Origin of the sequence: Nosocomiicoccus ampullae (genome assembly GCF_001696685.1) — a bacterium.
GTDB classification, from domain to species: domain Bacteria; phylum Bacillota; class Bacilli; order Staphylococcales; family Salinicoccaceae; genus Nosocomiicoccus; species Nosocomiicoccus ampullae_A.
In genome coordinates this window covers 42537-69363 of sequence record NZ_MBFG01000010.1, presented here as the reverse complement: position 1 = coordinate 69363, position 26827 = coordinate 42537, and the positions used below count along the sequence as shown (strand labels likewise).

Genomic DNA, 26827 nt, shown 5'->3' with positions numbered 1-26827 from the left:
TATTCTTATTAACTATATCATAATTCGCTATTAAATACTCCTACCACTTAATTTCAATTAAATTTAAAACACTGTATAATATGATATGAATTTGCTCAAAAAGGCGGTATGCAAATGATTATAAAATTTATATTAAATATCGCGCTCATTATTAGTGGAATCTATGTGTTTTATCGCTTGCAGTATCATTTTAGAAAAGGCGTTAAAAACCCACTTCTATTCCAAAGTTTAATGATGACCGTCCTAGCTGTGTTATCACTTATGGTTCCTTTACATATAGGGGACGTCACGTTATCGCTATATTACATACCGATAATTCTATTGTTTTTACACAATAAAATACCGTATAAAATAGTATCGATTGTAATCGTATTTTTGTTTTATCATTTCTTATTTCAATACGACCTCATCCAGTTTGTGATATTTTTAGTGCTCATGGTGCTTTACCAACTAATTGTACCGTTCATTAAAACACCAAAGACGAGTATTATCATATTGTCGAGTGGACTATTCACTGTCGTATACTTAATTCTGTTGTATATTTTCGTCACACCAATTAACGATAAGACGTTAATAGCATTTTTCTTATCGTCTTTATGTGCAACTATCTTTATATTGTTAGTATACGAAGACATTAATCGAACATTTAACTTCTTTATCGATAGAGAAAAATATAAATATTACGACCGTCTTACAAAACTTGGTAACGTTAAAATGTTTGACCGCTTCATCGACAAATTGTTTAAAGAAGAAGAAAACGTCAGCATATTATTAATCGACATCGATAACTTTAAGTTTTTTAATGATATCAACGGATATGATTCTGGGGACGAGCTCATTAAACAAATTGCTCGCCTGTTAAAAAACCATCTACCTACAGGTGGGGAGATGTTTAGAAGTACAGGAGAAGAGTTCTCGATGGTCATTCCAAATTTATCGTTTGACCAGACAGTCCGTCTTGGTGAGGCGATTCGTTACACTGTTGAACATACAAAGTTCCACATTGATGATACGCACGTCGTTAACATGACTGTATCTATTGGCATCGGTTATAAGTCGACTCAGACGATGCTTAAAAAAGACGTCATTCGCCAAGCAGACAACATGCTTTTTGCAGCGAAAAAACAAGGACAAAATAGAATTATGTTTGCTCCAGTTGGATAAAAAAACAGGAAACATTTCAGTTTCCTGTTTTAATCTTCAACACGTGCAAGTGCTTGAACTGTTATTTTACTATGTGAATCGTGCCACTTCACTTCACCATTTTCAAAGTAAAACGCTTGTGGTGATTCGTGTTTAATGTTAAATTTTTCAGCAATGTAGTTTGAAAGTTCTCTGTGATCTCGAACGATTAAATAATAGCCATCGATATCACGTTCATAGTGAAACTTTTGAAACTCCTCAAACGCTGTCGCAGAGATTGGACATGTGTTACTATGTTTCATAAAGTAAAAATATGGCTTTTCTTCGAGCAATCGGTCAAATGACTCGATTGATGTTATCTTTGTTAACATCTTGAACAACTCCTTAATAGCTTTAATTAATTTATCACGGTTTTATATTAAAATCAAATTAAAATCAATTTAGTACAATTTGAAAGGGTGAAAAATATGCAAAGAGAATTAAAACGTTGGACGATTTTAGACACGATTAACGCGACACTTTTAATCGTTGTGTTTTTATACGTACTGGATTTCCAAAATAACGCACTCGTATCTTGGATTTTTGTGATTGTATTCGCATTTTGGATGGTTACAGTCATTTCTAGAAACATTATCATCTCTAGAATACGTGACGGTAAAATGGAAGATCCGACAAAGAAATAATGAAATGGAAAACTGCACATCAATATGATGTGCAGTTATTATTTTGTAGATTCTTTTAATTGATTCAGTTTTTCTGAGTACGTCATATCAAGTTTATTAAACGATTCTGTTTTTGGAACGATGTTTTGAATTTGAAGATTTTGTTCTTCTTCGTATACTTGGATGATGTTAATACGTTCTTTGTAATATGATTTGAATGTATAAAACATTTCTAAACTGATACTTCGTACAGATTTTGCTTCGTCAGTTTCAAGTGATAATTGATTTAATTTGTCGATTTGTGTATCTAAAATTGGCATTAGTACTTCATCCACAATGCGTTGTTTCTCAGCTACATCGTTATCGCTTTGTAATAAACCGACATTTTCTTCAAGCTCACCACTACGCTCATTGACGATGTCTATCACTTGGTCGATTTCTGCTGCAGCTACTTTAGAGTGGTTGCCTTGGATAATAGACTGACGTTCTTTTTTTGCCGCACTGACGGCTTCACCGTCTTTAATGAGTTGATTTGTCGACTCTTTATACGATAAATATAAATCGATCCCACGTCCGAGCTCTTTCGCGAACGTTTCTTTTAACTCTAAACTCTCTACATAATCTTCATGCACTTCTTTTAACTCTTCGTTTGAAACTTCTACCGTTTCTATTTTTTCATTCATTTTAGTCGACAATGGGACGAGAGATTCATCGACTACTTTTTTAATTTCAGCGATGTCATCTTTTGAAACATCTGCCTCTGTTGCATAGACTGTCTCTAGTTGCTTTAAGTCGAGTTCGTCGAGTGCCTCAAGAAATTGTCGGTCGAGTTCATAAATATCTTCCATATTTTCTTCATATTGCTGGATGTCACTTTCTAACGATGACTGGCACGCAGATATAATGAAGACTGTGCCGATTAATATCGTTAACTTTAAATATCGAAACATGCTAGAATCTCACCCTTCCTCTTGCATGGTTATTCTAGTCTTTTTTTGTATTCCCGTTTATAATAGTAATTGATTCGTATGAGAAAGGACTTTTGTTATGAACATTGAAAAATCCTTACGCGAGCGTCTAACAAATTCTGTCATTAAAACAGATGAACCATTACAACGCTATACGTATTCACATACTGGTGGTAATGCAGATTACTATATATCAGTATATAATATTCACGATGCAATGGAAACTATCCGTTTTGCAAAAGAGTATTCAATACCAATTACGTATCTTGGAAATGGTTCGAATTTAATTATTAGAGACGGTGGCATTAGAGGGATTGTGTTAAACACGTTAGAGTTAAAAGAAATTAAACGTGATGGCGATTATATTACGTCAGGCAGTGGTAGTCGAATTATTGACGTATCACGTTTTGCGCGCGACCATTCACTAACTGGATTAGAATTTGCGTGTGGCATTCCAGGCAGCGTCGGAGGCGCTGTATATATGAACGCTGGAGCGTACGGTGGCGAATTAAAAGACTGCCTCGTAGAAGCATCAGTAATTACGCCAGATGGAGAATTATTAACTTTAACAAATGAGGAATTACACCTCGGATATAGACAAAGTATCGTTCAAGAGAATGGATATTTAGTCGTCGAAGCGACATTTAAATTAGAAGAAGGTAGTTCATCTGAAATAAATGCGAAAATGGATGAGCTGACGTTTTTACGTGAATCAAAACAACCGCTTGATTTACCGTCTTGTGGTTCGGTATTCCAAAGACCCCCGGGACACTTTGCGGGAAAACTGATTCAAGATAGTGGTCTACAAGGACATAGAGTGGGTGGCGTGGAAGTTTCTAAAAAGCATGCCGGGTTTATGGTAAACATCGACAACGGTACAGGTAGTGATTACGAAGAGTTAATTCACCACGTACAACAAGTCGTTAAAGAAAAGTATGACGTGCTGTTACAGCGCGAAGTTAGAATTATCGGTGAACATACAGAAAAAACGATCCAAGATTAAATCTTGGATCGTTTTTTAATTATTTTACTTCATTTAAAAACCCTTGTAATTCTTCTAGTTGGCCAATCGCTGACGCGTGACCACCAGAGTTTAAGTACCATCTTACTGAATTTAATTCAAAGATGTTATCATCTTTTACAGCATCTACGTTGTTAGTAACATCAGTTTTAAGTACGTCTACTTTTGTAGCATCCTCACCGTTACTAATCGCTGCACCACGGTCCATCACTAAAATCATACTTGGGTTTGCTTTAGAGATGTACTCAAATGAAATTTGGTTACCATGTGACGCAGTTTTGTCTTCTGAGTCACCTTCGGAAGATTTGAATCCGATTGGATTGTATAAGAAATCATAACGTCCGCCTGGGCCGTGTAGTGATAGGTCGCCACCATTTGTTTGGATGAACATCATCGTTTTATCTTTTTCGGAAACTAAGTTTTTAGTTTCTTCGATTTTTTCATCTAATTCTTTGTTTAACGCTTCTGCGTCTGATTGTTTATCGTATAATTCTCCGATAAATGTCGTCATTTCTTTAATGTCTTCAAAGTAGTTGTCAGATTGAGCACTTACATAAATAATTGATGCGTTAGGTGCTGCCTTTTTAAATTCTTCGATTGATGGTTTGTTTGCTTGACGTCCACCAATCATGATGATTTCTGGATCTAACTCTGCAATTTTCTCGAAGTCTGGATCTTTTAACCCACCGAGGTTTACATACTTCTCATCTTTATAAGTTTCTAGCTCAGGTCCAAGAATAGAGTCGTTCTCACCTTTAGGTAACGCGATAACGTTATCTTGTAAACCTAGTGCTTCAAACGTTGATGCAACCCCTAAGTCTAATAAAACTACTTTGTTAGAATTTTTAATTACGTCAATTGTTTCGTCAACAGCTTCAGTATCGCTATCACGTTCTGTTGTAAGACTCATATCAAAGTTATTTGTGTATGGAACTGTTGTTTCTACAGTTTCCTCATCATCTTTAGCTGGTTCTTCTTTTGTCTCTGACTGATCTGTACCTCCGTCGTTACTACATGCAGCAAGTACGATAACTCCTATAAATAATAAAAGTAATGCTGATAATTTCTTAATGTTCATTTAAACTTCCCTTTCTAAATTTAGCCCCCACTAAATTTCAAGCTGTAGCGCACCCATCACCTCCTTAAAAGTGTAAGCGACTAGACCGCTCCAAATACTTGACGTGATTCAACTGCTTCACCATCAAAGTAAATACAAATACGGTGACCACAGACGTTTTGTATTTGTAAGTCCATGTCGTATATATCTCTCAAAATATCTTCTTGGATGACTTCATCTTTAGTGCCAGATATTTTTAATTTACCATCTTTTAATGCTGCGATATTATCTGAGTAACACGATGCAAAATTAATATCGTGAATGACGATAATAATCGTCTTATTTTTATCGCGACATAATCGACGTAAGATTTGCATAATTTGAACTGAGTGTTTCATATCTAAGTTGTTGAGTGGTTCATCTAAAAATATATATTCAGTATCTTGAGCAATTGTCATAGCGATAAACGCGCGTTGACGCTGCCCACCAGATAACTCATCAATCATACGATGTTGTAAATCTTGAAGTCCCATATATTTAATTGCTTCGTCGATTTTTTCGTTATCTTCTTGTTTTAAACGCCCTTTACAATACGGGTATCGACCAAATGCGATAAGCTCTCGCACTGTAATGTTTAAATTTAAATGGTTACTCTGTTTTAAAATCGATATCTTTTTAGCGAGCTCGTTGTCCGGTTTTGTAAATAAATTCTCACCTTCTAACAATACTTCACCACTGTTTTTATCCATTAAACGAGTGACCATCGAGATCACTGTACTTTTACCGGCACCATTCGGTCCGATTAAAGACATCAGTTTCCCTTTTTCTATATCGAGTGACACGTTGTCGACAACTTTTTTGTTACCATACGCTTTAGAAAGACCTTTAATTTGTATCAAGCCTTACTCCTCCTTAGCATGAGATAGATAAAGTACACTCCACCTACTAAGTTAATGATAACACTTAGTTCGATGTTATTCTTAAATACGAACTGTACAACCATCTGACCAATTAATAACGCGATAATGCTGATTAATGTGGTTCCTATAATAAGATATAAATGTTTATACGTTTTAAACACTTCATGGGCTAAGTTTACGACGAGTAGCCCTAAAAACATAATCGGTCCAACAAGTGCAGTTGATGCGGATACGAATATCGCAACGATTATAAGTAGTTTAGAAACTTTTAAGTCGTAGTTTACACCGAGGTTAATCGCGTGTTCTCTACCGAGCGCCATCACATCGAGCGATGAAAAATCGAGTAGCACGATGATAAGTAACACGATGACGATACCGAGTGTGATATAAAGTAACGTTTCATTTATCTTCGTAAACGATCCGAATAACTGTCCTTGTAATATCATGAAATCTTCTGGAGAGATTAGCACTTGCATAAATGTTGCTAAATTTCCAAAAAACGTTCCAAGTATAATACCGATAAGTAATAGTATGAAGACGTTGTTTTTCGTCAATTTAAATAAGAATTTAAATACAAAAACTGTAAATATGACGAGTATTATTAAACTTAAGAAATAGTTATACGCGTCATTAAATAGTAATGGCGAACTAACTCCTGCAATAAATACGATCGCTGTTTGTATAAATACATAGACCGAATCTAACCCCATAATCGACGGAGTAATGATTCTATTTTTAACAATCGTCTGGAACACTACCGTTGATACTGCGATTGCGGTAGCAACGATAATGATTGCGAACGTACGGAGCATTCTTGACGGTAGTTGATAATGTAAAATCTTAAAATTTATACCGTACAACATGTAAAATGCTATAAGTCCAAGTGCAACGACTGATAAAACGATTAAAAGCGTTATATTTTTCTTATTACTATGCATGCTTTACCCTCCTATAAATCATAAATAGGAAGATTGCACTACCAAATACAGCGATGACGAGTCCAACAGACACTTCGTACGGGTAAATAATCACACGGCCGATGATGTCACAGATCATAACGAATATCCCACCGAGTGTTGCTGTTAAGAAAATCGTACTGCGTAAATGATCCCCTCTAAAAATAGAGACGATGTTCGGAACGATTAACCCTAAAAACGGTAGCATACCAACTGTTACAACGACAATTGCTGTAATCGCAGCGGTAATAAATAGTCCGATATTTACGACACGCTTATAATTCAGACCTAAGTTTTTAGAGAAGTCTTCTCCCATACCAGCAACTGTAAACTGATGTGCATAAAAAATTGCTAATAGCAATAACGGAATACTAATATATAAAATCTCGTATCGCCCAGTGACCAGCGTAGAGAAACTGCCGTGCATCCACGCACCGATGGATTGTAGGTTATTCGTTCTAAGTGCTAAAAATGTACCTACACTCGAAACGACCCCACCGAGCATAATACCGATCAGTGGAACGAAAATGATATCTTTAAATTTAATACGTGTAATAATCTGCATGAAGATTAACGTACCAATTAATGACAGCATCGTTGCAAATGATAATTTCATTAACATATTCGCTGCCGGGAAAAATATCATTCCGATTAAAATACCGAGTTGCGCCCATTCCATCGTCCCTGCTGTCGTAGGGGATACGAACTTGTTACGCGTGAGCTGTTGCATAATTAAACCAGATGTCGCAAGAGCAGCACCTGCAATGATAATTGATACAGTACGCGGTATTCTACTATGTAATAAAACTGTCTTTTGTTGCTCATTTAAATTAAATATATCTGATAAAGGCAAACTACTTACTCCAACAAATAGAGAAAGTATCGATACTAATATGAGCACAATGATTAGTACATCTAGCCTAAATAATTTCTTCATCATGTGAAACCGCCTAATTGATAATCATTCTCACTGAATTTCTATTTATCATTATACTACACGATTCTCTATTTACAAGCATAATAGATAAAAACCACTCGAAAATGAGTGGTTTTTTAATGAATGATGATCGTTTCGTTATTATCATTTGAAATCTCATCATCTAGAATTTTAAAAATAGTCCCAACTGCGCTGTCGTCGTTTGGATTGAACGAAGCATCTCGTTCAGTCGGACGATAGCTTAGCGTATAAACGTTAAGATCTTCTTTACGAAGCTCGCTTTGTATCGCATGCGTGAGTCCTTCTATCGCACCGGTAACTGCATAATATAAATTGTGTTCGAATGTTTCTTCACGTACAGGTTCTACTAAATTGATGATTTTCGTCTCTTTCGTTTCGATCAATTGATTGCGTAACGTGCGTACTCCAAGGTACGTTCCCCACACGTGTTCGTTCATAACTTCAGTAAATTCATCGTATGAAACATTGTATACATCGTTATCTTCAGTCTCAATGGAGTGTATAAAAATCACACCATTTAAACCGTCGTATGTTGAATCTATTTTATCGACCATATTTAGCCAGTCGATTTCTTTTGCTTGTTCGAGTAAAAATACTTCGTGATGCGCATCACTATATGATTTTAATTCATCGTGCAACGCTTCGAGTTCGTTGTAGTCATTTCCAGATAATATTAAATTGTGGCCACGCTTTGCAAGTTCATGCGCCAAACGTTGCCCAATTGCTGTTAAAGCATCTGTAATAATGTACGTCTTTTTCATCTAAGTACCTCCATTAGAATGTTCACCATTCTTAGATACTTATTTTACGCCATTCTATTTTTTTCGTCTAGAAATGTAATTACTCTACGACAACCTCATTTTTAGGCATTGTGTGTAAGCCGTTCGCGTCAACGTGTGAGATCACTTCGTATGTTCCTGCTTCTTTAAATGTGTAGTTCAATTTGTAAAGTCCATTTTCAGTAAATTCCCCTTCGATTTTATCGAGGCTTTCATCGTCTTTTAACACTTCAAATAATACTTTATCTGCATCGTTTACATCTTCATCGTTTGAAGTAACGTGTGCAACGAATTCAACTTCTTCACCAGCTGTTGCAGTTTCAGGAGTCGTTAACTCAACATCTAAACCAGCAACTTCGTCGTGTCCTTCCATGTCGTCTTTGTTTTCGTCATTTCCACATGCTCCAAGTACTAAAACGCTTGATAATACTGCTGCACCTAATAATTTTTTCATTGATATGTTGCCTCCAATATGTATGATATAAATTTAGAATATCATACATTTTCTTGTTCTTTATCGCTTAATTATGTATAGATTTTGACAAAGATATATACCAATCTATGTGTTACACTAAGATAGTAATTTTAATAATAAAGAAGGTATACAGTTGAACAATATAACGAAAGGGATTATCGCTTTAATTATTTCATCTCTTGGTTTTAGTTTAATGTCGCTCTTTGTAAAATACTCTGGCGACTTACCAACAGTACAAAAAGCGTTTTTTAGAAACTTCGTCGCGATGTTGATTGCGCTCGTACTCGTCATTCGCTATAAAGAACCACTGTTTGGTAAAAAAGAAAACCAAGGATTGCTATTACTGCGTTCAACGCTCGGGTTAATTGGGGTTATCCTTAACTTTTACACACTCGATAAACTCGTCTTAAGTGACGCAGATATTTTAAACAAGCTCAGTCCGTTTTTCACGATTATTTTATCCGCAATATTTTTAAAGGAATATATTAGACGATTCCAAATGACTTCGATTATTATCGCATTCATTGGTGCGATATTTATTATCAAACCGTCGTTTGAAAGTACATCATTTGATGCCTTAGTCGGGGTGCTCGGTGCTCTCGCAGCTGCAGGAGCGTACACTGTGTTAAGAGTCCTCGGAGATCGCGAGAAATTTTACACCGTCGTATTTTATTTCTCAGGATTTTCAACAGTCGCGTTACTGCCGTTTTTCATCTATAACTATGAACCGATGACCGGTGAACAACTCATGTTCCTATTACTTGCAGGAGTCGCAGCATCAGTAGGACAATTCGGCCTAACGATTGCATACAGTTATGCACCAGCGAAAGAGATCTCGATATTCTTCTACACGACGATTATATTTACTGCGATGTTCAGTATCATATTCTTTGGAGAATACCCAGATATTCTATCGATTATCGGGTACATTATCATCTTCGTAGCAAGTTTCTATATGTACATGAAAAACTTACCGCAAAAACGAACGTAATATTTCTGTTGAAAAGGAGCGAGACCATGCTGATTCCGGGTCTCGCTTTTTTGTGGTGTTTGATGTGAATTTTTACTTTAAAAGATGAAAAACTCAGTTTGTGCTTGTTTTATTTAACATAAAAATTGCGATTTTGTTAGTTATCCGGATATATTTAACACATTTCGAGACCACGACCCAATTTTTGTTAATTATATTTTTTTATCTAACAAAAACGAGACCAGATCCGGAGTTTTTGTTAATTATCTCGATATATCTAACACATTCAGACATTTTTTGTAAATAAAAAGAAGAAAAACCTGGTTGCGATTTTGTCTCTCCGGGCTTTGTTGTGCCTTTTTATCCCAAAAGTATAAAAACACTGTTTCATCAAATTATATTTAACAAAAATTTTGCGATTTTGTTAGATATCCGGATTTATTTAACATATTTTGACACCACGACCCAATTTTTGTTAATTATATTTTTTTATCTAACAAAAACGAGACCAGATCCGGAGTTTTTGTTAATTATCTCGATATATCTAACAAATTCAGGGAAATTTTGTTAATAACCGACTCCAACACCTCCCCCCCATCACAACAAAAAAGTCTTTTCATCCTCTAAAGATGAAAAGACTCCTCCCCTATTTCTTACTATACTCTTCGACGACTTTTAAGAAGTGTGGGCTGTAATGTTTGAGTTTATAGTTTCCGATGCCGAGCAGTTTGATCATGTCGCCTTTTGTTTCTGGCATCTTTTTTGCGATTTCTTTTAACGACGCATCTGTAAAAATCTGCGCAGCATCTATATTTCGCGCCACAGCAAGTTCTTCACGCTTATCTTTTAGTTGCTGATAAAGAGCCTCGTTAAAACTAGATTCTGTCGATACGCTTACTTTTTCTTTAAACTGCGTGCGATATGGTACCGTGTAAATCATTTCTATACCGTTAAGTACCGCTTCACTCTTCTTCACGACGTATAACGTATCGTTTTCTAAATGTATATATCCTCTAAATACGAGTTCTTCGATTATGTGGTGAATTTCGCTCGTTAAGTAGTTCGATAATTGCCCGAATTGGCTGACTTCAGTCAGGCCAGAATCAATAATATTATCGTTCACTTCACCGCGTAACACTTGAATCACTTTTTCAGGTGACAGCGACACTAGTTTAACGAGTGTCATAATAAGTTTCGCTTCCTCAGTCATATCAACTGTACGCGCGTCACTTTTACAGTTTGAACACTCCCCGCACTCAGTCACGTATTCATTTTTATCAAAATATTTTACGATAAACGACGACAAACATTTTGACGTTTCGTTATATTGAATCATTCGGTCGAGTTTTTCACGCATACTTTCTTTTACATCGTCACTCGCTTGTGATCGGTCGATGAAAAACTGTTGGAGCGCAATGTCTCTCGGGTTCGATAAAAGAATACATTGGCTCATTTTACCATCACGACCCGCTCGCCCAATTTCTTGGTAGTAACTTTCCAGGTCTCCAGGTAAATTGTAGTGGATAATGAACCTGATATTCTCCTTATCGATTCCCATACCAAAGGCGTTCGTTGCAACGATGACTTTGACGTCATCCTTTATAAACGCATTTTGATTTTCTTCACGCTCAGACTTCGTAAGTCCTGCGTGGTAAATTCTGTTATCAATATTATTATCTGATAAAAAGCCACTGATCTTTTCAGTTTCTTTACGCGTCGCCGCGTATATAATGCCACTTTTGCCTCTATGTTCGTTTAAATAGTCAACGATAAAACGCTCGCGCTGGAACGTGTCATTGACAATTAACTCTAAATTGTCGCGTTTTACTGACGTTTTATAGACATCCGTCTCATCGATTTCTAAAAGCTCTATAATATTTTTCTCAACGTCTTCAGTTGCAGTCGCAGTTAACGCGACTTTTACCGCGTCCCCAATATATTCATTGATGACCGAAATAACGTCTTGATAACTTGGTCTAAAATCGTGTCCCCATTTTGAGATACAGTGGGCTTCATCGAATGCAACAAGCGGGACATTAATTCTCGAGATAATTTCTAAAAACTCTTCATTTTTAAAGCGCTCCGGCGCGACATATAATAACTCAATATCCCCATTTAATAATCGTCGCTCGATTCGCATTTGATCTTTTTTTGTCATGTTTGAGTTGATATACGCTGCTTTAATTCCTTTATCGACAAGCGCTGTCACTTGGTCTTGCATAAGCGAAATTAACGGTGAAATGACGATCGTCGTACCGTCAAACATTAATGCAGGAACTTGGTAACATAACGATTTCCCAGATCCTGTCGGTAATACACCTAACGTATTTTGACCGTTTAAAACTGACTGTATAATTTCTTTTTGCTTTGGTCGAAACGTCTCTAAACCAAATGACTTTTTTAATACAGATTCCATACAACTCACCCAATCGTCCAACTTTTAAGCTAACTTATTATACATTAAATGATTCAAATATTAAAGTGAACTGAACTTTTTATGAGTTATACGTCTACTACTGTTTAAAATACGCAATTATAATAAAAACCCGACAACAAATTAATGTTGTCGGGTAAAAAATTGTTATTACATTTTTTCTTTTACGAGTTCTTTACTGATTTTATAATCGATCGCTTTGAATAGGCTTTTCTTCCACATTTCGTAGTTATATAAGTTTACGTATGCGTGCTCGACATCAATTTCAGTAAATTTAAGTTTCGAGTCTTTTGTTTTTTGCGCGAGCTTATGCATATGATAGCTCGGTATCGTTCCGATATGTGTGTATTCTGTGGAGTCTTCAAAGTCATTTAATGCGATAAACGGCTGGCCATCTTTTAAAAATACACCGCCCGATACACCGTAGTTATCGACCGAATCATCTGTATAATCGACCGCTTCACCTTCTAAATTAAGTGCGTAGCGGTATTTTTCAAACGTGACGGCATACGTGTCTTCTAACGTTCTATAGACAGATTCGTCGACACCTTTACGTTTTACGATATGGAAATTATCCGATAAATATACTTCAGCAAGTGAATACGATCCAATTCCCCATGACACTGTCGAACGATTTCGCATCATGCTAAAGATTTCGTCATGTAATTCAGTATAATCGCGTCGCATCGTAATTTCGTCTCCGGACTCTAATACGTTAGAAACGTTCGTTTTAATTCCGCCCGCGATTGCAAGGTAGACGCGTCCTCCACGGTCAGAATCGTGGAATGTTAATACGTCTCCACGGTCAAGTATGTACATACGGTTAGCAGATAGTTTTTTATCGCCAACTGTAACGTTAAATAGTGCACCAGAAAACGCGATTACTGTCGGTTCTGTAAATGCAATTTTAGCTGGTCGAATGACCATTTCGATTGTCTTTTCATCGACAGGGTTACCGACGAGTTTATTTGCGATTTGTGGAGATAAGTTGTCGAGTGCTTCAGATGATGAAACTACTGTAGACAGTAGTCCTTTATCTTGAATAATAATACTCATTTTAAAACACCTACCACTTCTTCAATCACTTCATGTACAACCTCTGATGGATCGATCATGCTTAGACGGTCCATCATTAACGTTGGATGGTACAAAATACTTACTGTAGATGTCGTAAATACGATATCGTATATTTCGTCTGTTTTTAACGTTTCAAATTTTTGCTGCATCAATTCTTTTTCGCTATCAGTCAGTGTTTTATTGCTTTGATAGGTCATTACACGTTCACCATTTTCAAAAATCATCACCATTCTCCTAACTGTCTGGATTGTAGAATATTTCTAGTTTTTGACTTACAAACTCTACGGTGTTATCCATGATCCAACCGACGAGTATAATACTTACGATGATACCGACGACTACGACGAGTAGTGCGACGAGTGTAATGTCATTTTCATATAAATATGTACTGATATAGAACGCCAATATAATGACGGCGACTAATATGCCTAATAATAATAGTGTAAACATAGTTCACTCCTAAACTTGTAGGTTCACTTTGACCCACTCTCTTAAACTATTGATTAAATAAATCGTAATCTCGTTATTGTTATATCGTTCGGTTAATTCATCTAAAGTAAAATCTCGTACACTTATAGTACCATTGTCTAATAAAAATTGTCTCATCACACCATTTAATAGACCACTTTTACTCGGTGTGAAATAACCATCATGCGTTTTAACGACGAGATTACCGATGTTAAACTCTGTGATTCTTTCCGTTTTATCATAGTATAACGCAAACGGATACTCACTTGTTTTATATTGTTCTCTCTTCGTCGTTTTATGTTTTAACCATTTCGTTTCTGTACAGTCCATTTGAATGACATTTGCGGTAATTTCTGTTGTTTCTTCTAACTTATCATGCATCAATGTCAAATCATTATTGTATAGTGCACGAATTCGGTATACGCCTTGATTTAAGTTATGTATTTTTACATAACTATTAACCGCTTCTTTTAAATCTATCTTGTTCAGATGAAATACTTCAGCCGACCGATTAATACGTCTATTATGATAGTCTAAACGCTTCACGACACCGTCTTCAAGGCGCATCGTTTCAATAAGTTCAGTCATATGCTTGCTCTAAAAATTTAGATTTTGTAAGAATTTCGTGATACTCACTCGTCTTATCAGAATTATACGTAATACCGCCGCCAGCTGCGTACGTATATTTATTGCCTTCGATGACAATCGTACGAATCGGTACGTTCACAACTGTCGTTTGATCTTTATATAAAAGACCGATTGCCCCGCAATAATACCCACGCTTTGTCGATTCGAGCGCTTCAATAATTTCCATCGTCATTTGTTTTGGTGCGCCTGTAATCGATCCACACGGGAAGAGTGAGCCGAACACCTCGCTAAATGGTATATCTTTTAACTGACCTTCAACTGTCGACGTCATTTGAAATACTGTTTTATATTTTTCAATTGTAAATAAATGCGGAACATTCACCGTGCCACTTTGTGATATTCTCGATACGTCGTTTCTAAGTAAGTCGACGATCATTACGTTTTCTGCACGGTCTTTTTTAGAATTCTTTAAAAAGGCATAGTTTTCTTCATCTTGTTCTAGCGTTTCACCACGAGGAGCTGTTCCTTTCATTGGGCGCGTTCGAATCGTGCGGTCGCTATCAATTTCAAAAAACAACTCTGGTGACGCGCTAACAATCGCTAAATCACCGTGCTCAATGAACGCTGTGTAGCCACCATTATTTTCTTCAGTGAGTCTTTCATAGAGCGCATGCGCATCTCCTGAAAACTCCCCATGCATACGCGTCGTATAATTCACTTGGTACGTATGCCCATCTCGTATATAGTCTCGCACTTTCTCGATATTACTTTCGATTTCTTCTTGTAATTCAATCATTTTATACGGTGATAATGTATACGTCCCATTTTCTCTTTCAGATAAAAAGACGTCTCTCGAAACTGGTGCATCGTAAATTGCAGCGAGAAATTCTGTTTCATCTTTTTTATAAGACTCATATGTCACTGCAAAAAGTGCATATTGGTCGTTGTTTTGTGCAGTTCCTAACGCGTCTAATACATCTTTTAAAGGTGTTGTTTCATCGTATGTTTTAACCGGTTTTACAAAATACAAGTCTTCAACGACGCCATTTTTTGTGAAATTGATATGTGCTTTCATTTAGTATCTCTCCAATACGATATCGATAAAATTATTAATTTGTGCATGACCTTCTTCAGATAATATCGATTCTGGATGATATTGAAGTCCAAAAATGTCCTCCGTTTTATGGCGGATCGCCATTATTTCATCGTCTGCTGTGCCGACGACTACAAATTCGTCGTTATCGCCTTTACAGACGAGAGAATGGTAACGCGTAATCTGAATTGGATTATCGATATTTTTATAGATAAATTTTTCGTCGTGCGTGAGTTCATACGTTTCTCCGTGCACCGGACGTTTTAAATGTGTCACTGTGCCACCTGTCATATGCCATAACATTTGATGGCCGAGACAAATTCCTAAAATCGGAACTTTCCCCCAAGCAGATTTTAAAAACTCGATTACTTCAGGTCGGTCTTTCGGATGAGATGGCCCTGGAGAAACGACAATCCCTATAATACTTTCGTCATCTATGGTATTATTGTTAAGTTCATACGGTTGTTTCACGATTATATTTACACCTTTGTCGTTCATTTCTAAATAATGAACGAGATTATACGTAAATGAATCGTAGTTATCAATCATTAGTATATTCATAAAATTTCCTCTATATGTTAGTGATACGTTCTATTTTATACGAAATTTAATTTAATAGAAAGGCGGATACTAGCGATGGACAATAGTAATTTACACGATAGAATATGGACAAAAGATTTCATTATTATTTTATTTGCAAACTTCTTTATTTTTCTATCGTTTCAAATGACGTTACCGACATTACCGTTGTTCGTTCAAGACCTCGGTTTAGATAATAAATATATCGGTCTCGTCGTTGGGATATTTACTTTTAGTGCACTACTCATTCGGCCAGCTGCTGGGACGTGGCTTGACACAAAAGGTCGTCGTTACGTGTTCTTCTACGGTTTAATCATATTTTTAGTGTCGACATATTCGTTAACAATTAGTACAGTACTATTCGTCTTATTAATAGTTAGAGTTGTGCAGGGCATTGGATGGGGATCATTAACGACCGCAACAGGGACGATCGCAACAGACTTAATTCCGGCATCTCGTCGTGGTGAAGGTCTCGGATTTTTCTCTATTAGTGCGAATATTGCTCTTGCGCTTGGACCGGCACTCGGTTTATTTTTAGTCGATTACATTTCGTTTACGTGGTTGTTTATCCTCTGCGGAACATTAATACTCATTGCATTCATTCTTGCAACGCAAATTAATTATGTTAAACCGGATAAAGAAGCGAGTAAGAGTACGACGTATCACCGTTTTGATTTATTTGAAAAAACGGCGTTACCGGCTTCATTTTTACTTATGTTTGTGACATTTACTTTCGGTGGAATCGCATCCTTTTTACCTGCATACACAATCGAACTTGGATTCTCGTCTCACAGCATTCAAATATATTTTGTCGTATACGCGCTCGCACTACTCTCTACTCGATTTTACGCGGGACAATTATTTGACCGCCACGGTATGGGAGTCGTCTTCGTTCCAGGAATAATCATGATTACAGTTGCTATGTTTATGATGTTCTCTATGACATCAGCGACGACGTTATACATCGCAGCAATACTATACGGACTCGGATTTGGATTTGTACAACCAGCACTCCAAGCGATGGCAGTAAATCGCGCAGCGTCGAACAGGCGTGGTATGGCAAACGCAACGTTCTTCTCATTTTTTGATTTAGGAGTTGGACTCGGAGCGTTAATATTTGGATTCGTGTCAGATTTATTTGGTTATTCGTACATTTACTTAATCAGCGCGATAAGTATTATCATCGCTTTTAGTTTTTATTTGGCCTTTGTATTTAAGCATCGAAAAGAAAAAGCATAAAAGTTTTTACTGTAAATGTTTATAACATATATAGTCGGGTATGTAATATATATCAGATAATAATACTGGTATTTAATAACACATTTAGTTTATTAAATATATAAACTACTTATAGGAGGAATTTTTATGTTAGGATGGCTTTGGACATTAATCGTTGGTGGTATCCTTGGTTGGATCGCCGGCTTAATCATTAGTAAAGACATTCCAGGTGGTGTTATTGGTAACATCATCGCAGGATTAGTCGGAGCATCAATTGGTAACGCACTTGGGTTAAATATTGGACCAACAGTTGGTGGCATGAGTATCATAGGCACACTACTCGGTGCGATCATCTTAATCTTAATTGTATCATTCATATTTGGACGATTAAGAAAATAATTTTTAAAACAGAGAGACTCCGTAAGGCTGATAGCCTTGCGGAGTTTTTTGGTTGTATCCGATGTGTAATTATAGAACTTCGCTTGGTTTAATTTAACAAATTTCGGGTCGGCGCCTGAGTTTTTGTTAAATATCCTGGTATATCTCATAGATTCAGAGAATTTTTGTAAATAACCAATGTGTGATAGTTTCTTTTTATCTTAAAAGATGAAAAACTCTCTTACGCCAAATTTTATTTAACAAAAATTTTGCGATTTTGTTAGATATCCCGATTTATTTAACATATTTCGGGTCGGCGCCACTGTTTTTGTTAATTATATCTTTTTATCTAACAAAAAAGAGGCCGGATCCTGAGTTTTTGTTAAATATCCTGATATATCTAACAAATTTCAGTCTCCAAGCCTCATTTTTGTAAATTAGCAATGAGCGATAGTTCACTTTTTATCCTACAAGATAAAAAAACCGCCCATCTGTTAATCTTTTACTTCTTCGTCTTCGTAGTTATATAAACTTCGATAAAAAGCGATTGTCTTGATTGTGTGGTTGTCTGTTTCTAAGACGACCCACTTGTCTTCTTTCGTATCGACAACATCACCTTCTGAGATGTCAGGGGTAATGTTTTGCAGCCAGCCTCCGATCGTATCAATGTCTTCGCTGTCTTCAAATTCGATACCGAACATTTCTTCTAAGTCTGCTAGTAACATTCTTCCGTTAATGTGATACAGATTCTCTTCTTGTTCGACTTTAACGATTTCTGGTTCTTCATCTTCGTCGAATTCGTCACGGATCTCACCGACGATTTCTTCGAGAATGTCTTCCATCGTCATCATGCCTGCTGTTCCACCGTACTCATCGATGACGAGTGCAATGTGGACACGTTCTTTTTGCATTTTAATTAGCGCATCAGAAATGTGAGATACTTCAGTGATAACAGGGAGTTCGTGTATAAAGTCTTCGATGTTATCTGTTTTACCCGATAGATACTCTGTGAAATATTCTCTGACGTTTATAAATCCGATAATTTGGTCTTTATCTCCAGTTTCGTCTGTCACTGGATAACGTGTAAAGCTATATTCGTTTACAGTTTCTAAGACACTTTCTAGCGTAATCGGTTGTTGCAGTGTGATCATTTGAGTTCTCGGAACCATAATATCTTTTGCGGCTCTTTCATCAAATGAGAATATATTTTTCATATAAGCGAGCTCTGTTAAGTTGATTTCTCCGCTTTTATAACTTTGTGTCATAATAATTTTTAACTCTTCTTCAGAGTGTGCATGTTCTGTCGCGACATCTTTTATACCTATGAGTCTCACTAAAAATCGCGCAGTTCCGTTCATTGACCATATTAATGGCTTCATGATAACTCCAAATATATAGAGTGGTCTCGCAAATACCATACTCACTTTTTCAGCATACTGAATTGCAACTGTTTTTGGTGCAAGTTCACCGACAACGACGTGTATGAACGTCACGATTGTAAACGCGACAATAAAGCTAACGATCGTCATATACTCGTTTGGTATATTAATTAAGTCAAATAAGGGATTTAATAAAATTGCGAATGTTGATTCTCCAATCCAACCTAATCCTAGCGCTGTGATTGTAATCCCTAACTGACAGGCAGATAAATAATAGTCGAGATGAAGAATCATATGCTTCACTAATTCGGCTTTTTTATTGCCCTCTTCAATCAGTTGATCGATTTTTGATAATCTCGCTTTAACAAATGCAAACTCAGATCCAACGAACATCATCGTCAGTAAAATGAGTAGAATAAATATAAATAGATTTAAGATTGTGGTCGTATCCAATACGTTCCCCGAACTCGGGGTCACCTCCATTGATTAGCTATATATAGATAAGTATGCTTACGATACGTTTCTTTTTCCAATATAGTATTGATATTTTACCACATTCGCTTAATTTTGAATATATTTCTACATCATTCAAATGTAAAACGTTCAGTGATTTTTTTAATTTCTGAACTCTCTTCTTTTAACGCATCACTCGTAATCGTTTCGACGATTTCTCCATCTTTTAAATAATGAATAAAATCAAACTCGCCCAAATGACTTAAATCATGTGTCACGACGATTAATGTCTCTTGCTTTAATATAAGGTCCCACATTTTTTCTCGTAAAATATCGTTTAGTCGGGCTGTCGGCTCGTCCATAATCCACGTATTTTTACGTTCTAAAATCATACGAATCGCATGCAGTCTTTTCATTTCACCCGCTGACATGTGACGAGTGGCGTACATATAATCATCCAGTTCCAGTTCTTTTAAATTAAAATCATCCAAATACTCTTTTAACTCGTCCGCTTCAACTTCATTTTTACCGAACATCGTTAAATTATCTCTTAATGTCCCGTTGTAAAAATCTAAAAACTGAGGCATCACACTCGCATCTTCTGTAATTAAATGATGAAGTAACGTCGACTTCCCAGATCCACTCGGCCCAATAATGACGTGTTTTTCGCCTTGTTTAACGTTTAACGTCACTCGTTTTAACACGTCGCGCTTTGAATTTTCATACCGAAACGTTAAGTCTTTAACTGACAACTCTTCGTTAAACGGACGCTCGTTTTCAGAATGACCTTCGATTCTTTTGATTGTCTCTTTCACACGACTGAACTCGCTCACCGGCTGCATAACTGGGACAAGCAATTCCACAACGTTTATAAATATCAAGAGAATCATCGGTAACAGTAGTACATCATCCACCGCATAAATAATGAGTGACAATCCGATAATTTGTAGTACCTGTGCAGTCATTCGCATGATATGTGTTATGTTCGCGCGCATAAATTTCTTGTCGTTATATCGCTCAATTAACGTCTCGATGCCATGCTGCTTTTCATCGATTTCTTTGTTGATGAAAAAATCCGTATACCCGTATATGAGACTATATACTTTTAAATAGAGCGTGGACTCTACGTCACTTTCTTCGTCATAAATACGTTCAAATACACGCTTAAAAATTAGTGGTACGACGAGTAAAACGAACAATGAAAACACACTAAATATAACGACAAGTTTCGTACTAACGAGCGCCGATAAAATAATGACAATAAGCACAGTCGAAACAGCTGTAACAATCGGGTAAACGATTCGTATATAATACCCTTCAATATCATCAAAATGTTTATTTAAACGTTCGATTAACCGGACGTCACGTGTCTTAATATGATTTGCCAATGTCTGATTTAAAAAATCAAGACGCAAACGGTTGATCATTTGAAACGTCGCTTCATGCGAAAATATACGTTCAAAATATTTAAACGCACCTTTTGATAAGCCGAACAGTTTAATAATTACGATAATAAAAATTATTGTAATAAGTGGCGGATTAAAATAACTCAAGCTAATCATATAGCCACTTAAACCGAATATCGAGACACCAACAAGGCCACTTAAAATGCCGAGGATGATGCTTAAGTATACTTTTATTTGTTCATTTTTTAAAAAGTTCATACACTCACCTCTAGCGTTTCATTTTGCATAACGATATGTGTGTCCGCGATATCTAATAATGCACGTCGATGAACGACCGCGATAATTAACGTATGTTCTTTTAGATCTTTTAAATGCTCTAATACGATCTCTTCAGTTGCGTCATCTAAAAACTCTGTCGGTTCGTCCATCAATACGATATGTGGACGTAAAAGTAATACACGTGCGAGTTTCAGTCGAACAATTTCTCCGCCACTTAACGGTACATTATTGTTGATAATTAACGTGTCGAGCCCCGCTTCAAGATTCATAATACTGTCGTAAAGTTGAAGTTCTTGTAAGACGTTGAGTATTTTATCTTCTTCGAGATCGTTAAAATACTGTCTAAACGTCGTGTCAGATAAGTAAATATCGTCAGATATATATAACACGTCGTCGCTCTGAATCGTTACTTGTCCAGTTGTCGGCGGGTGTAGTCCGGCGATCGTATTTAATAACGTCGTTTTCCCGACACCAGATTTTCCGGTAATCGCTATGAGACCAGATTTATTAAACTGAATAGACGTATTTTTAAGTAAGTCGCGGTCTGTCGTAATCGTAACGTCGTGGAGCTGTAACGACTCACCTTTTTCACGGTACTCTTTACGTGGTGCTACTAGTGACTCGTTCACTTTTTGTAAGTGACCGTCTGCGATTTTTCCGTTATGGAATTCTGTCCCCATCACTTTTAATGATGAATAAAATTCCGGTGCCATGAGCAGTACAAAGAAACTTTGGTAAAACGTAATATTTTCAAAGATGATAATACGTAATCCGACCTCGAGCGCCGTTAGACCAATACCGAGTATCGTTATAAACTCGAGCATTAACGTCGATTGGAAAGCATATTTTAATATATGCATCGTCGTCGATAAAAACTTGTCGTTACTCTTTTGTAACGCACGACTCGCCTCACGTTCAGCGTTCGTATAGGTGACCGTGTCTTTTCCGCGTACTAAATTTAAAAATAGCGTGCCCATCTCGTCGAACTCTGTCGCTTGCTCGAGTGCTTCATCTTCAGTTTTAAGGCCGACTAATATATAAAATAACGGTATAAAAGGCGCCGTTGTAAGAAGTATAATTGCTGCAACTGGCTCTATAAAAAAGAGTGCAACGATAATTATAACGACCTTTGTCACAGTTAAAACGACCGTCGGTATAAAACTTTCTTGATACGGACGATACTTTTCTAAATGGACAAATATTGCGTTTAAAATCGATTCGCTATCTCTCTTTGAATCGACGTGAATACTGCGTGCAAGAGCTTTTGCTTTTTCTGTTAAGTTTTGACTTGCGACTTTACTCGTGTAGAAGTTATACATATATGTCACTAAGAAAAACAAGATAAAGTACACGATGAGCATTATAAATTCAGTTTTTACTGTCGTTTTGTTTATGATTAAGTTTTCAAGTAGTTTTGATAGTTCGTGACCGAATAATAAATAACTCACTGCAACTACGGTTGAAATGAGCGTATAGATCACGATGTACTTTCTATCCAAATCAAACTTCATGTTTACACCTCTATTAAAAAAACGTGAGAGTTTATACTCCCACGCTTCTTATCCTCCAATATAGCTCATATCTATTTTACGACGCGCTTTGCGCTCTTCTTCTGTAATTTTATGACGAATTGCTGAATATTGGTCGTCACGCTTATTCCACTCACCCATTAAGATGTCTTCGAGTGTTTCATCTGAAATACCTTCACGCATGAGCGTTTTTATATCAAATCCTTCAGTTGCGAATAGACAACCATAAAACTTGCCGTCTGCAGATAGTCTTGCGCGTGTACATGTTGAACAGAAATTTTCAGACACACTCGTAATAAACCCTAAATGTGCATCTGTGTCCGTATGCTTATACACTTTCGCAACTTCCCCGTAGTACGCTGGGTCTACTGGCTCAAGTGTAAATTCTTCACGCAACATATCTAATATATCTTCTTTAGATACGACTTTTTCGAAGTTCCATCCGTTATCGTTACCGACATCCATAAACTCGATAAAACGTAACGTAATTGGCGTGTTTTTAAAATGACGCGCCATGGGTAAAATCTCATGGTCGTTTAATCCTTTTTGTACGACCATATTGACTTTAATTTTAAACCCGAGAGAAATCGCATAATCTATATTTTCTAATATTCTCGATGTACCGATGCCACGGTCATTAATTTGACCAAATAGTTCGTCGTCCATCGCATCGAGTGAAATGTTTAAACGACGAAGGCCCGCATCGTAAAGCTTTTGGCCATGTTTTTTTAACAGTAACGCATTCGTCGTCATACCGATATCTTCTATACCTGGAATTTTATTTAATCGTGCGATAAGCTCGTGTAAGTCTTTACGCATTAACGGTTCACCACCTGTTATACGTAATTTTTTGACACCGAGATCTGCGTATATACGCGCGAGTCTTTCAATTTCATCAAATGAAAGTAAATGCTCTTGCGGTAAAAACGCATAGTCATCGCCGAATATTTCTTTTGGCATGCAGTAGCTACATCTGAACTGACATTTATCCGTTACGGAAATACGAAGATCTCGTAACGGTCGTCCGAACTTATCAGTTACTTGTTTCATCGTATCCCTCCTAGAGAATATCCGTTTTACGATTAATGTTTACAAACATCGATTCATTTAGACCGTAGTCTTCAATGTTTAACGTTATATAGTCTTGGTGCTCTAAAAATTGGCGGATACTCAGTTTTTTTGATTCGAGTTGTCTTTTTAAATCTTCGACGATCGTTTCACCGTGATATACACCGATTAACGGATGTAGTTGCTCGCCTTCAGTAACGACGATTTTGTTCGTTTCAATCGCCTTTTCGACTAACACTTTTAACCACGCACTCGGTACGTACGGTGTGTCTGTCGACACGATGATGACGTAGTCGTCTGGATATTCTTTCATCAGTGCGTAAATTCCACCGAGTGGTCCGTGATCTATAAAACTTTCGTCATCTATCACCGTTTTATACGGATGAAACGCATCCTTTAATCGCACGTTTGTATTGACGACGATTTCGTCGACGACTCCACTTTTCTTTAAACGATTCACGACGTGCATATACATCGGCCTGTCGTTTAACGCATATAATGATTTGTCTGAACCAAATCGCGTCGAATTTCCACCTGCTAATACTGCTCCGATTACCATTTAACCACCACTCACTGGCGGGATAAGTGCTACGACGTCATCAGGTGCAATTACTGACTCGTCTCTTTCAAACGATTCGTTCACTGCAACTTGAAACACTTCTCTGTCTAATTCTGGATAATCGATATATAAACGCTCTTTTAATTCTTTCACTGTTATTGCGTCATGAATCGGTAGTTCAATATGATCGTCACCGATTTTTTCTTTTATACTTGCAAATATTTTAATTTTCATCACGATCCACCTCCACACTCGAGTGATAATGTCTAGAGTCACCAATCCACTCTTCTCCGTCTTCCCAAATCTCTTTTTTCCATATCGGAACGATTTCTTTTAATCGGTCGACTGCGTACATATTTGCACGATACGCGTTATGTCGGTGAGGTGAAGACGTTAAAATAACGACCGCGATCTCAGTCGCATCGAGTTTACCGATTCGGTGCGCGATGCTCGTTTTGACACCAGGCCACTTTTCGCTTATCTCATCTGCGATTTGTGCGAGCATTTTTTCTGCCATCGGAATATATGCTTCGTACTCTAAATATACTGTACGTGTCCCTTGTGTCCACTCACGCACGTGACCCGTGAACGTCACAAGACCACCTTGATGTTTGTCTAGAACATATTGTTGATATTTTACGATATCAATCGGTTCAGTTACTATTTCGAACTGCTTCATCTATTTTTACTCCAACCTTTAAACCATTGTAATATCGCATCTTGATCTGATGCTACGTTATAGTAGTTTACCACATTTGACAGCTCTAATTCTCTTATGTCGCCTTTTTCACCCGTGAACGAATGCGTGAGGACAATCTTGTCATAATCTTCGTTTTTATAACCTTCGATTAAAATGACGTCTACTTTACCGTTTAAAGCTTCGATTTGCTCTTTTAAACCCGGCACTTTGTTGTCGTGGTAAATCGTATAATTCGGTGTGTTTAATATCGTATAGTCGCTCAGTCGACTGAACTTTCCAGTGTCTGTCGAATCATCGATATCAATGTGATGATGTTTTATTACTGCTGCTTTTAAGTTCGAAGCTTTCAATATTTTTAGAAACTCAACGATTAGCGTTGTTTTGCCGGTATCTTTATATCCGACGACTTGTAAGATTTTCATTGTCGAATCGAAAAGTGTGACACACCGCTCGTCACATCTGTCAGCATTACTTGTACTTCATCTCCCGCTTCAAAGCCACGTGTACCACCTGGTAATACGATAACACCGTTGCTTCTCGCAATAGACGTTACGGCGTTTGATTTATTAAATCCAGACGGTTTTGAGATGACTTTACCGTTGACAAAATCAATCTCAGCACGGACAAATCGCGTAAACGGATTTGGCTTTTTAAAGTCTTCTCCAAGCGTCGCGTTCACGAATGGCGCGAATGCTCGTGCAGAACCTTGCATAAGTAATATCGCAGGACGAGCGAATAACTCAAATCCTGAATAGCACGCAGATGGATTCCCGCTTAAACCGAATAAAAACTTGCCTTTTGCCCTTGCGACTGTCGTAACACTACCTGGTCGCATTGCCACTTTGTTAAACAGAACTTCCGCGCCAAGTTTTTCATATACTTTCGGAAGTAAGTCGTAATCTCCAACAGACACACCACCTGTTGTGATAACTGCGTCGACTTCGTTAAACATTTTTTCGATTTTTTCTAGAAGTGTGTCTAGATTATCTTCTTCGAGATCATATCGCTTAGCGTGCACGCCAATTCTCTCTAACTGTGCCATAATCATCGGTGTGTTTGAGTTTCTAATTTTACCGCGCTCTAATTCGTCAGATACTTCAAGTAATTCACTTCCTGTCGATAAAACACCGACAACTGGAACGCGGTAGACATTCACTTCAGCGTATCCAAATGTCGCAAGCGTTGCGACTGTGCCTGGGTTAATTTGACTTCCTTTATGGACGATAATGTCGCCTTTTTTACACTCTTCCCCTTGCATCGCAACGTTATCGAATGCATCAAATGTTTTACGTATCGTGAACGTATCACCGTCAATATTTGCCTGCTCAAACATCACGACCGTGTCTGCAGATTTCGGTAACTCTGCACCTGTCATAATACGAAATGCTTCATTTTCTTTTAATTCGTAGTCACTCGTACTGCCAGCGGGTACTCCATCTACAACAGTAAACGCTGCACCTTTACCTGAATCAGCACTACGGATCGCAAACCCATCCATCGCTGAACGCGTAAATAACGGCACGTCATGAGTTGCTGTTAAATCCTCTGAAAGATAACGATTATAACTATCTTCGAGTTTCACTGTTTCAGTATCTATATGTGTTACATTTTCTACTACTTTAGTTACGGCATCAAAAACTGGGATTGGTTGTCTATTTAAAGTCACTAAAATCTCTCCTTTTGATATAATTAACGTTATACTTATGAACT

Annotated in this window: 30 protein-coding genes; 6 read left to right on the top strand and 24 right to left on the bottom strand. The window is 37.1% G+C overall.

The features are described from left to right. Positions 1-114 precede the first annotated feature (114 nt). Positions 115-1164: a GGDEF domain-containing protein gene (locus tag BBS29_RS05425; protein WP_068129822.1), complete on the top strand. Its 1050-nt coding sequence runs from the start codon at positions 115-117 to the stop codon at positions 1162-1164. 29 nt (positions 1165-1193) lie between these two features. Here BBS29_RS05425 and ytxJ read toward each other — a convergent pair whose 3' ends face one another. Then, positions 1194-1514 (bottom strand): bacillithiol system redox-active protein YtxJ, encoded by a 321-nt coding sequence (gene ytxJ, locus BBS29_RS05420; RefSeq protein WP_040929471.1) that lies wholly within the window; start codon positions 1512-1514, stop codon positions 1194-1196. Between the two features lie 96 nt (positions 1515-1610). Between ytxJ and BBS29_RS05415 the strand changes: the two genes are divergently transcribed. Continuing rightward, positions 1611-1826 carry a hypothetical protein gene (locus BBS29_RS05415; RefSeq protein ID WP_040929472.1) on the top strand — a complete coding sequence of 72 codons (216 nt, stop codon included), beginning with the start codon at positions 1611-1613 and terminating at the stop codon, positions 1824-1826. Positions 1827-1864: 38 nt separating this feature from the next. Here BBS29_RS05415 and BBS29_RS05410 read toward each other — a convergent pair whose 3' ends face one another. Beyond that, the gene (locus BBS29_RS05410) at positions 1865-2755 is read right to left on the bottom strand and encodes an EMYY motif lipoprotein (RefSeq protein ID WP_068129819.1); all 891 of its coding nucleotides are present in this window, start codon (positions 2753-2755) and stop codon (positions 1865-1867) included. Between the two features lie 97 nt (positions 2756-2852). Here BBS29_RS05410 and murB point away from each other — a divergent pair, with 97 nt between their 5' ends. Then, positions 2853-3776: a UDP-N-acetylmuramate dehydrogenase gene (gene murB, locus BBS29_RS05405; RefSeq protein ID WP_068129815.1), complete on the top strand. Its 924-nt coding sequence runs from the start codon at positions 2853-2855 to the stop codon at positions 3774-3776. A 19-nt stretch (positions 3777-3795) separates the two neighbouring features. On the opposite strand, the gene BBS29_RS05400 is transcribed toward murB, so the two are convergent. The 6 genes from BBS29_RS05400 to BBS29_RS05375 form a co-directional block, all read right to left on the bottom strand. Continuing rightward, the gene (locus BBS29_RS05400; RefSeq protein WP_068129810.1) at positions 3796-4872 is read right to left on the bottom strand and encodes a siderophore ABC transporter substrate-binding protein; all 1077 of its coding nucleotides are present in this window, start codon (positions 4870-4872) and stop codon (positions 3796-3798) included. Between the two features lie 80 nt (positions 4873-4952). Beyond that, positions 4953-5750: an iron ABC transporter ATP-binding protein gene (locus tag BBS29_RS05395; RefSeq protein ID WP_068129807.1), complete on the bottom strand. Its 798-nt coding sequence runs from the start codon at positions 5748-5750 to the stop codon at positions 4953-4955. Next, positions 5747-6709, bottom strand: a complete 963-nt coding sequence (locus BBS29_RS05390) for an iron chelate uptake ABC transporter family permease subunit (protein ID WP_068129803.1) — start codon at positions 6707-6709, stop codon at positions 5747-5749. The genes BBS29_RS05395 and BBS29_RS05390 overlap by 4 nt, the downstream gene beginning before the upstream one ends. Then, on the bottom strand, positions 6702-7664 hold the full coding sequence (locus BBS29_RS05385; protein WP_068129965.1) for an ABC transporter permease: 963 nt from the start codon (positions 7662-7664) through the stop codon (positions 6702-6704). Before BBS29_RS05385 ends, BBS29_RS05390 begins: the two co-directional genes overlap by 8 nt. Positions 7665-7780: 116 nt before the next feature. Beyond that, positions 7781-8446 (bottom strand): SDR family NAD(P)-dependent oxidoreductase, encoded by a 666-nt coding sequence (locus BBS29_RS05380; RefSeq protein WP_068129799.1) that lies wholly within the window; start codon positions 8444-8446, stop codon positions 7781-7783. Positions 8447-8525: 79 nt separating this feature from the next. After that, positions 8526-8918 (bottom strand): FixH family protein, encoded by a 393-nt coding sequence (locus BBS29_RS05375; RefSeq protein ID WP_068129795.1) that lies wholly within the window; start codon positions 8916-8918, stop codon positions 8526-8528. Between the two features lie 154 nt (positions 8919-9072). Here BBS29_RS05375 and BBS29_RS05370 point away from each other — a divergent pair, with 154 nt between their 5' ends. Continuing rightward, positions 9073-9930 (top strand): DMT family transporter, encoded by an 858-nt coding sequence (locus tag BBS29_RS05370; protein WP_179853834.1) that lies wholly within the window; start codon positions 9073-9075, stop codon positions 9928-9930. Between the two features lie 625 nt (positions 9931-10555). On the opposite strand, the gene recQ is transcribed toward BBS29_RS05370, so the two are convergent. The 7 genes from recQ to BBS29_RS05335 form a co-directional block, all read right to left on the bottom strand. Further along, positions 10556-12325 (bottom strand): DNA helicase RecQ, encoded by a 1770-nt coding sequence (gene recQ, locus BBS29_RS05365; protein WP_068129792.1) that lies wholly within the window; start codon positions 12323-12325, stop codon positions 10556-10558. A gap of 168 nt (positions 12326-12493) precedes the next feature. Beyond that, entirely contained in the window at positions 12494-13399 is a 906-nt protein-coding gene (locus BBS29_RS05360) for a hypothetical protein (protein ID WP_068129789.1), read from the bottom strand. Continuing rightward, positions 13396-13644, bottom strand: coding sequence for a hypothetical protein (locus BBS29_RS05355; RefSeq protein ID WP_068129786.1), 249 nt, complete (start codon positions 13642-13644; stop codon positions 13396-13398). The genes BBS29_RS05360 and BBS29_RS05355 overlap by 4 nt, the downstream gene beginning before the upstream one ends. Before the next feature lie 10 nt (positions 13645-13654). Then, a complete protein-coding gene (locus tag BBS29_RS05350; protein WP_068129783.1) occupies positions 13655-13870 on the bottom strand; it encodes a hypothetical protein in 216 nt (71 codons plus the stop codon). A 9-nt stretch (positions 13871-13879) separates the two neighbouring features. Further along, positions 13880-14476 (bottom strand): aminotransferase class IV, encoded by a 597-nt coding sequence (locus BBS29_RS05345; protein ID WP_068129780.1) that lies wholly within the window; start codon positions 14474-14476, stop codon positions 13880-13882. Continuing rightward, positions 14469-15551 (bottom strand): aminodeoxychorismate synthase component I, encoded by a 1083-nt coding sequence (pabB, locus tag BBS29_RS05340; protein WP_068129778.1) that lies wholly within the window; start codon positions 15549-15551, stop codon positions 14469-14471. The genes BBS29_RS05345 and pabB overlap by 8 nt, the downstream gene beginning before the upstream one ends. Continuing rightward, positions 15552-16130 (bottom strand): anthranilate synthase component II, encoded by a 579-nt coding sequence (locus BBS29_RS05335; protein WP_068129775.1) that lies wholly within the window; start codon positions 16128-16130, stop codon positions 15552-15554. Positions 16131-16205: 75 nt separating this feature from the next. Here BBS29_RS05335 and BBS29_RS05330 point away from each other — a divergent pair, with 75 nt between their 5' ends. Then, on the top strand, positions 16206-17387 hold the full coding sequence (locus tag BBS29_RS05330; RefSeq protein WP_068129772.1) for an MFS transporter: 1182 nt from the start codon (positions 16206-16208) through the stop codon (positions 17385-17387). A 126-nt stretch (positions 17388-17513) separates the two neighbouring features. Beyond that, complete coding sequence (locus BBS29_RS05325) at positions 17514-17765, top strand: GlsB/YeaQ/YmgE family stress response membrane protein (protein WP_068129769.1); 252 nt, start codon at positions 17514-17516, stop codon at positions 17763-17765. A gap of 473 nt (positions 17766-18238) precedes the next feature. Here BBS29_RS05325 and BBS29_RS05320 read toward each other — a convergent pair whose 3' ends face one another. The 9 genes from BBS29_RS05320 to BBS29_RS05280 all read right to left on the bottom strand — a co-directional run bounded on the left by BBS29_RS05320 (position 18239) and on the right by BBS29_RS05280 (position 26783). Continuing rightward, complete coding sequence (locus tag BBS29_RS05320; RefSeq protein ID WP_068129764.1) at positions 18239-19576, bottom strand: hemolysin family protein; 1338 nt, start codon at positions 19574-19576, stop codon at positions 18239-18241. 131 nt (positions 19577-19707) lie between these two features. Continuing rightward, a complete protein-coding gene (locus tag BBS29_RS05315) occupies positions 19708-21240 on the bottom strand; it encodes an ATP-binding cassette domain-containing protein (RefSeq protein WP_068129761.1) in 1533 nt (510 codons plus the stop codon). Continuing rightward, positions 21237-22772: an ATP-binding cassette domain-containing protein gene (locus tag BBS29_RS05310; protein WP_068129757.1), complete on the bottom strand. Its 1536-nt coding sequence runs from the start codon at positions 22770-22772 to the stop codon at positions 21237-21239. Before BBS29_RS05310 ends, BBS29_RS05315 begins: the two co-directional genes overlap by 4 nt. Before the next feature lie 48 nt (positions 22773-22820). Next, a complete protein-coding gene (gene moaA, locus BBS29_RS05305; RefSeq protein WP_068129754.1) occupies positions 22821-23840 on the bottom strand; it encodes a GTP 3',8-cyclase MoaA in 1020 nt (339 codons plus the stop codon). Positions 23841-23850: 10 nt separating this feature from the next. After that, positions 23851-24417: a molybdenum cofactor guanylyltransferase gene (locus tag BBS29_RS05300; RefSeq protein ID WP_068129751.1), complete on the bottom strand. Its 567-nt coding sequence runs from the start codon at positions 24415-24417 to the stop codon at positions 23851-23853. Then, on the bottom strand, positions 24418-24651 hold the full coding sequence (moaD, locus tag BBS29_RS05295) for a molybdopterin converting factor subunit 1 (protein ID WP_068129748.1): 234 nt from the start codon (positions 24649-24651) through the stop codon (positions 24418-24420). Next, positions 24641-25096 (bottom strand): molybdenum cofactor biosynthesis protein MoaE, encoded by a 456-nt coding sequence (locus BBS29_RS05290; protein WP_068129743.1) that lies wholly within the window; start codon positions 25094-25096, stop codon positions 24641-24643. Before BBS29_RS05290 ends, moaD begins: the two co-directional genes overlap by 11 nt. Further along, positions 25093-25539: a molybdopterin-guanine dinucleotide biosynthesis protein B gene (gene mobB, locus BBS29_RS05285; RefSeq protein WP_068129741.1), complete on the bottom strand. Its 447-nt coding sequence runs from the start codon at positions 25537-25539 to the stop codon at positions 25093-25095. Before mobB ends, BBS29_RS05290 begins: the two co-directional genes overlap by 4 nt. Continuing rightward, positions 25536-26783, bottom strand: a complete 1248-nt coding sequence (locus BBS29_RS05280; RefSeq protein WP_068129738.1) for a molybdopterin molybdotransferase MoeA — start codon at positions 26781-26783, stop codon at positions 25536-25538. Before BBS29_RS05280 ends, mobB begins: the two co-directional genes overlap by 4 nt. Between the last annotated feature and the right edge of the window lie 44 nt (positions 26784-26827).

Excerpts from the sequence above, each read along its gene's own strand:
- BBS29_RS05325 (WP_068129769.1), top strand. The coding sequence starts at position 17,514 with ATGTTAGGATGGCTTTGGACATTAATCGTTGGTGGTATCCTTGGTTGG.
- BBS29_RS05300 (WP_068129751.1), bottom strand. The coding sequence starts at position 24,417 with ATGGTAATCGGAGCAGTATTAGCAGGTGGAAATTCGACGCGATTTGGT.
- BBS29_RS05330 (WP_068129772.1), top strand. The coding sequence starts at position 16,206 with ATGGACAATAGTAATTTACACGATAGAATATGGACAAAAGATTTCATT.
- BBS29_RS05400 (WP_068129810.1), bottom strand. The coding sequence starts at position 4,872 with ATGAACATTAAGAAATTATCAGCATTACTTTTATTATTTATAGGAGTT.
- BBS29_RS05345 (WP_068129780.1), bottom strand. The coding sequence starts at position 14,476 with ATGACTGAACTTATTGAAACGATGCGCCTTGAAGACGGTGTCGTGAAG.
- BBS29_RS05410 (WP_068129819.1), bottom strand. The coding sequence starts at position 2,755 with ATGTTTCGATATTTAAAGTTAACGATATTAATCGGCACAGTCTTCATT.
- recQ (WP_068129792.1), bottom strand. The coding sequence starts at position 12,325 with ATGGAATCTGTATTAAAAAAGTCATTTGGTTTAGAGACGTTTCGACCA.
- pabB (WP_068129778.1), bottom strand. The coding sequence starts at position 15,551 with ATGAAAGCACATATCAATTTCACAAAAAATGGCGTCGTTGAAGACTTG.
- murB (WP_068129815.1), top strand. The coding sequence starts at position 2,853 with ATGAACATTGAAAAATCCTTACGCGAGCGTCTAACAAATTCTGTCATT.
- BBS29_RS05335 (WP_068129775.1), bottom strand. The coding sequence starts at position 16,130 with ATGAATATACTAATGATTGATAACTACGATTCATTTACGTATAATCTC.
- moaA (WP_068129754.1), bottom strand. The coding sequence starts at position 23,840 with ATGAAACAAGTAACTGATAAGTTCGGACGACCGTTACGAGATCTTCGT.
- BBS29_RS05360 (WP_068129789.1), bottom strand. The coding sequence starts at position 13,399 with ATGAGTATTATTATTCAAGATAAAGGACTACTGTCTACAGTAGTTTCA.
- BBS29_RS05415 (WP_040929472.1), top strand. The coding sequence starts at position 1,611 with ATGCAAAGAGAATTAAAACGTTGGACGATTTTAGACACGATTAACGCG.
- BBS29_RS05290 (WP_068129743.1), bottom strand. The coding sequence starts at position 25,096 with ATGAAGCAGTTCGAAATAGTAACTGAACCGATTGATATCGTAAAATAT.
- BBS29_RS05390 (WP_068129803.1), bottom strand. The coding sequence starts at position 6,709 with ATGCATAGTAATAAGAAAAATATAACGCTTTTAATCGTTTTATCAGTC.
- BBS29_RS05350 (WP_068129783.1), bottom strand. The coding sequence starts at position 13,870 with ATGTTTACACTATTATTATTAGGCATATTAGTCGCCGTCATTATATTG.
- BBS29_RS05315 (WP_068129761.1), bottom strand. The coding sequence starts at position 21,240 with ATGAACTTTTTAAAAAATGAACAAATAAAAGTATACTTAAGCATCATC.
- BBS29_RS05310 (WP_068129757.1), bottom strand. The coding sequence starts at position 22,772 with ATGAAGTTTGATTTGGATAGAAAGTACATCGTGATCTATACGCTCATT.
- BBS29_RS05380 (WP_068129799.1), bottom strand. The coding sequence starts at position 8,446 with ATGAAAAAGACGTACATTATTACAGATGCTTTAACAGCAATTGGGCAA.
- ytxJ (WP_040929471.1), bottom strand. The coding sequence starts at position 1,514 with ATGTTAACAAAGATAACATCAATCGAGTCATTTGACCGATTGCTCGAA.
- BBS29_RS05355 (WP_068129786.1), bottom strand. The coding sequence starts at position 13,644 with ATGATTTTTGAAAATGGTGAACGTGTAATGACCTATCAAAGCAATAAA.
- moaD (WP_068129748.1), bottom strand. The coding sequence starts at position 24,651 with ATGAAAATTAAAATATTTGCAAGTATAAAAGAAAAAATCGGTGACGAT.
- mobB (WP_068129741.1), bottom strand. The coding sequence starts at position 25,539 with ATGAAAATCTTACAAGTCGTCGGATATAAAGATACCGGCAAAACAACG.
- BBS29_RS05375 (WP_068129795.1), bottom strand. The coding sequence starts at position 8,918 with ATGAAAAAATTATTAGGTGCAGCAGTATTATCAAGCGTTTTAGTACTT.
- BBS29_RS05385 (WP_068129965.1), bottom strand. The coding sequence starts at position 7,664 with ATGAAGAAATTATTTAGGCTAGATGTACTAATCATTGTGCTCATATTA.
- BBS29_RS05425 (WP_068129822.1), top strand. The coding sequence starts at position 115 with ATGATTATAAAATTTATATTAAATATCGCGCTCATTATTAGTGGAATC.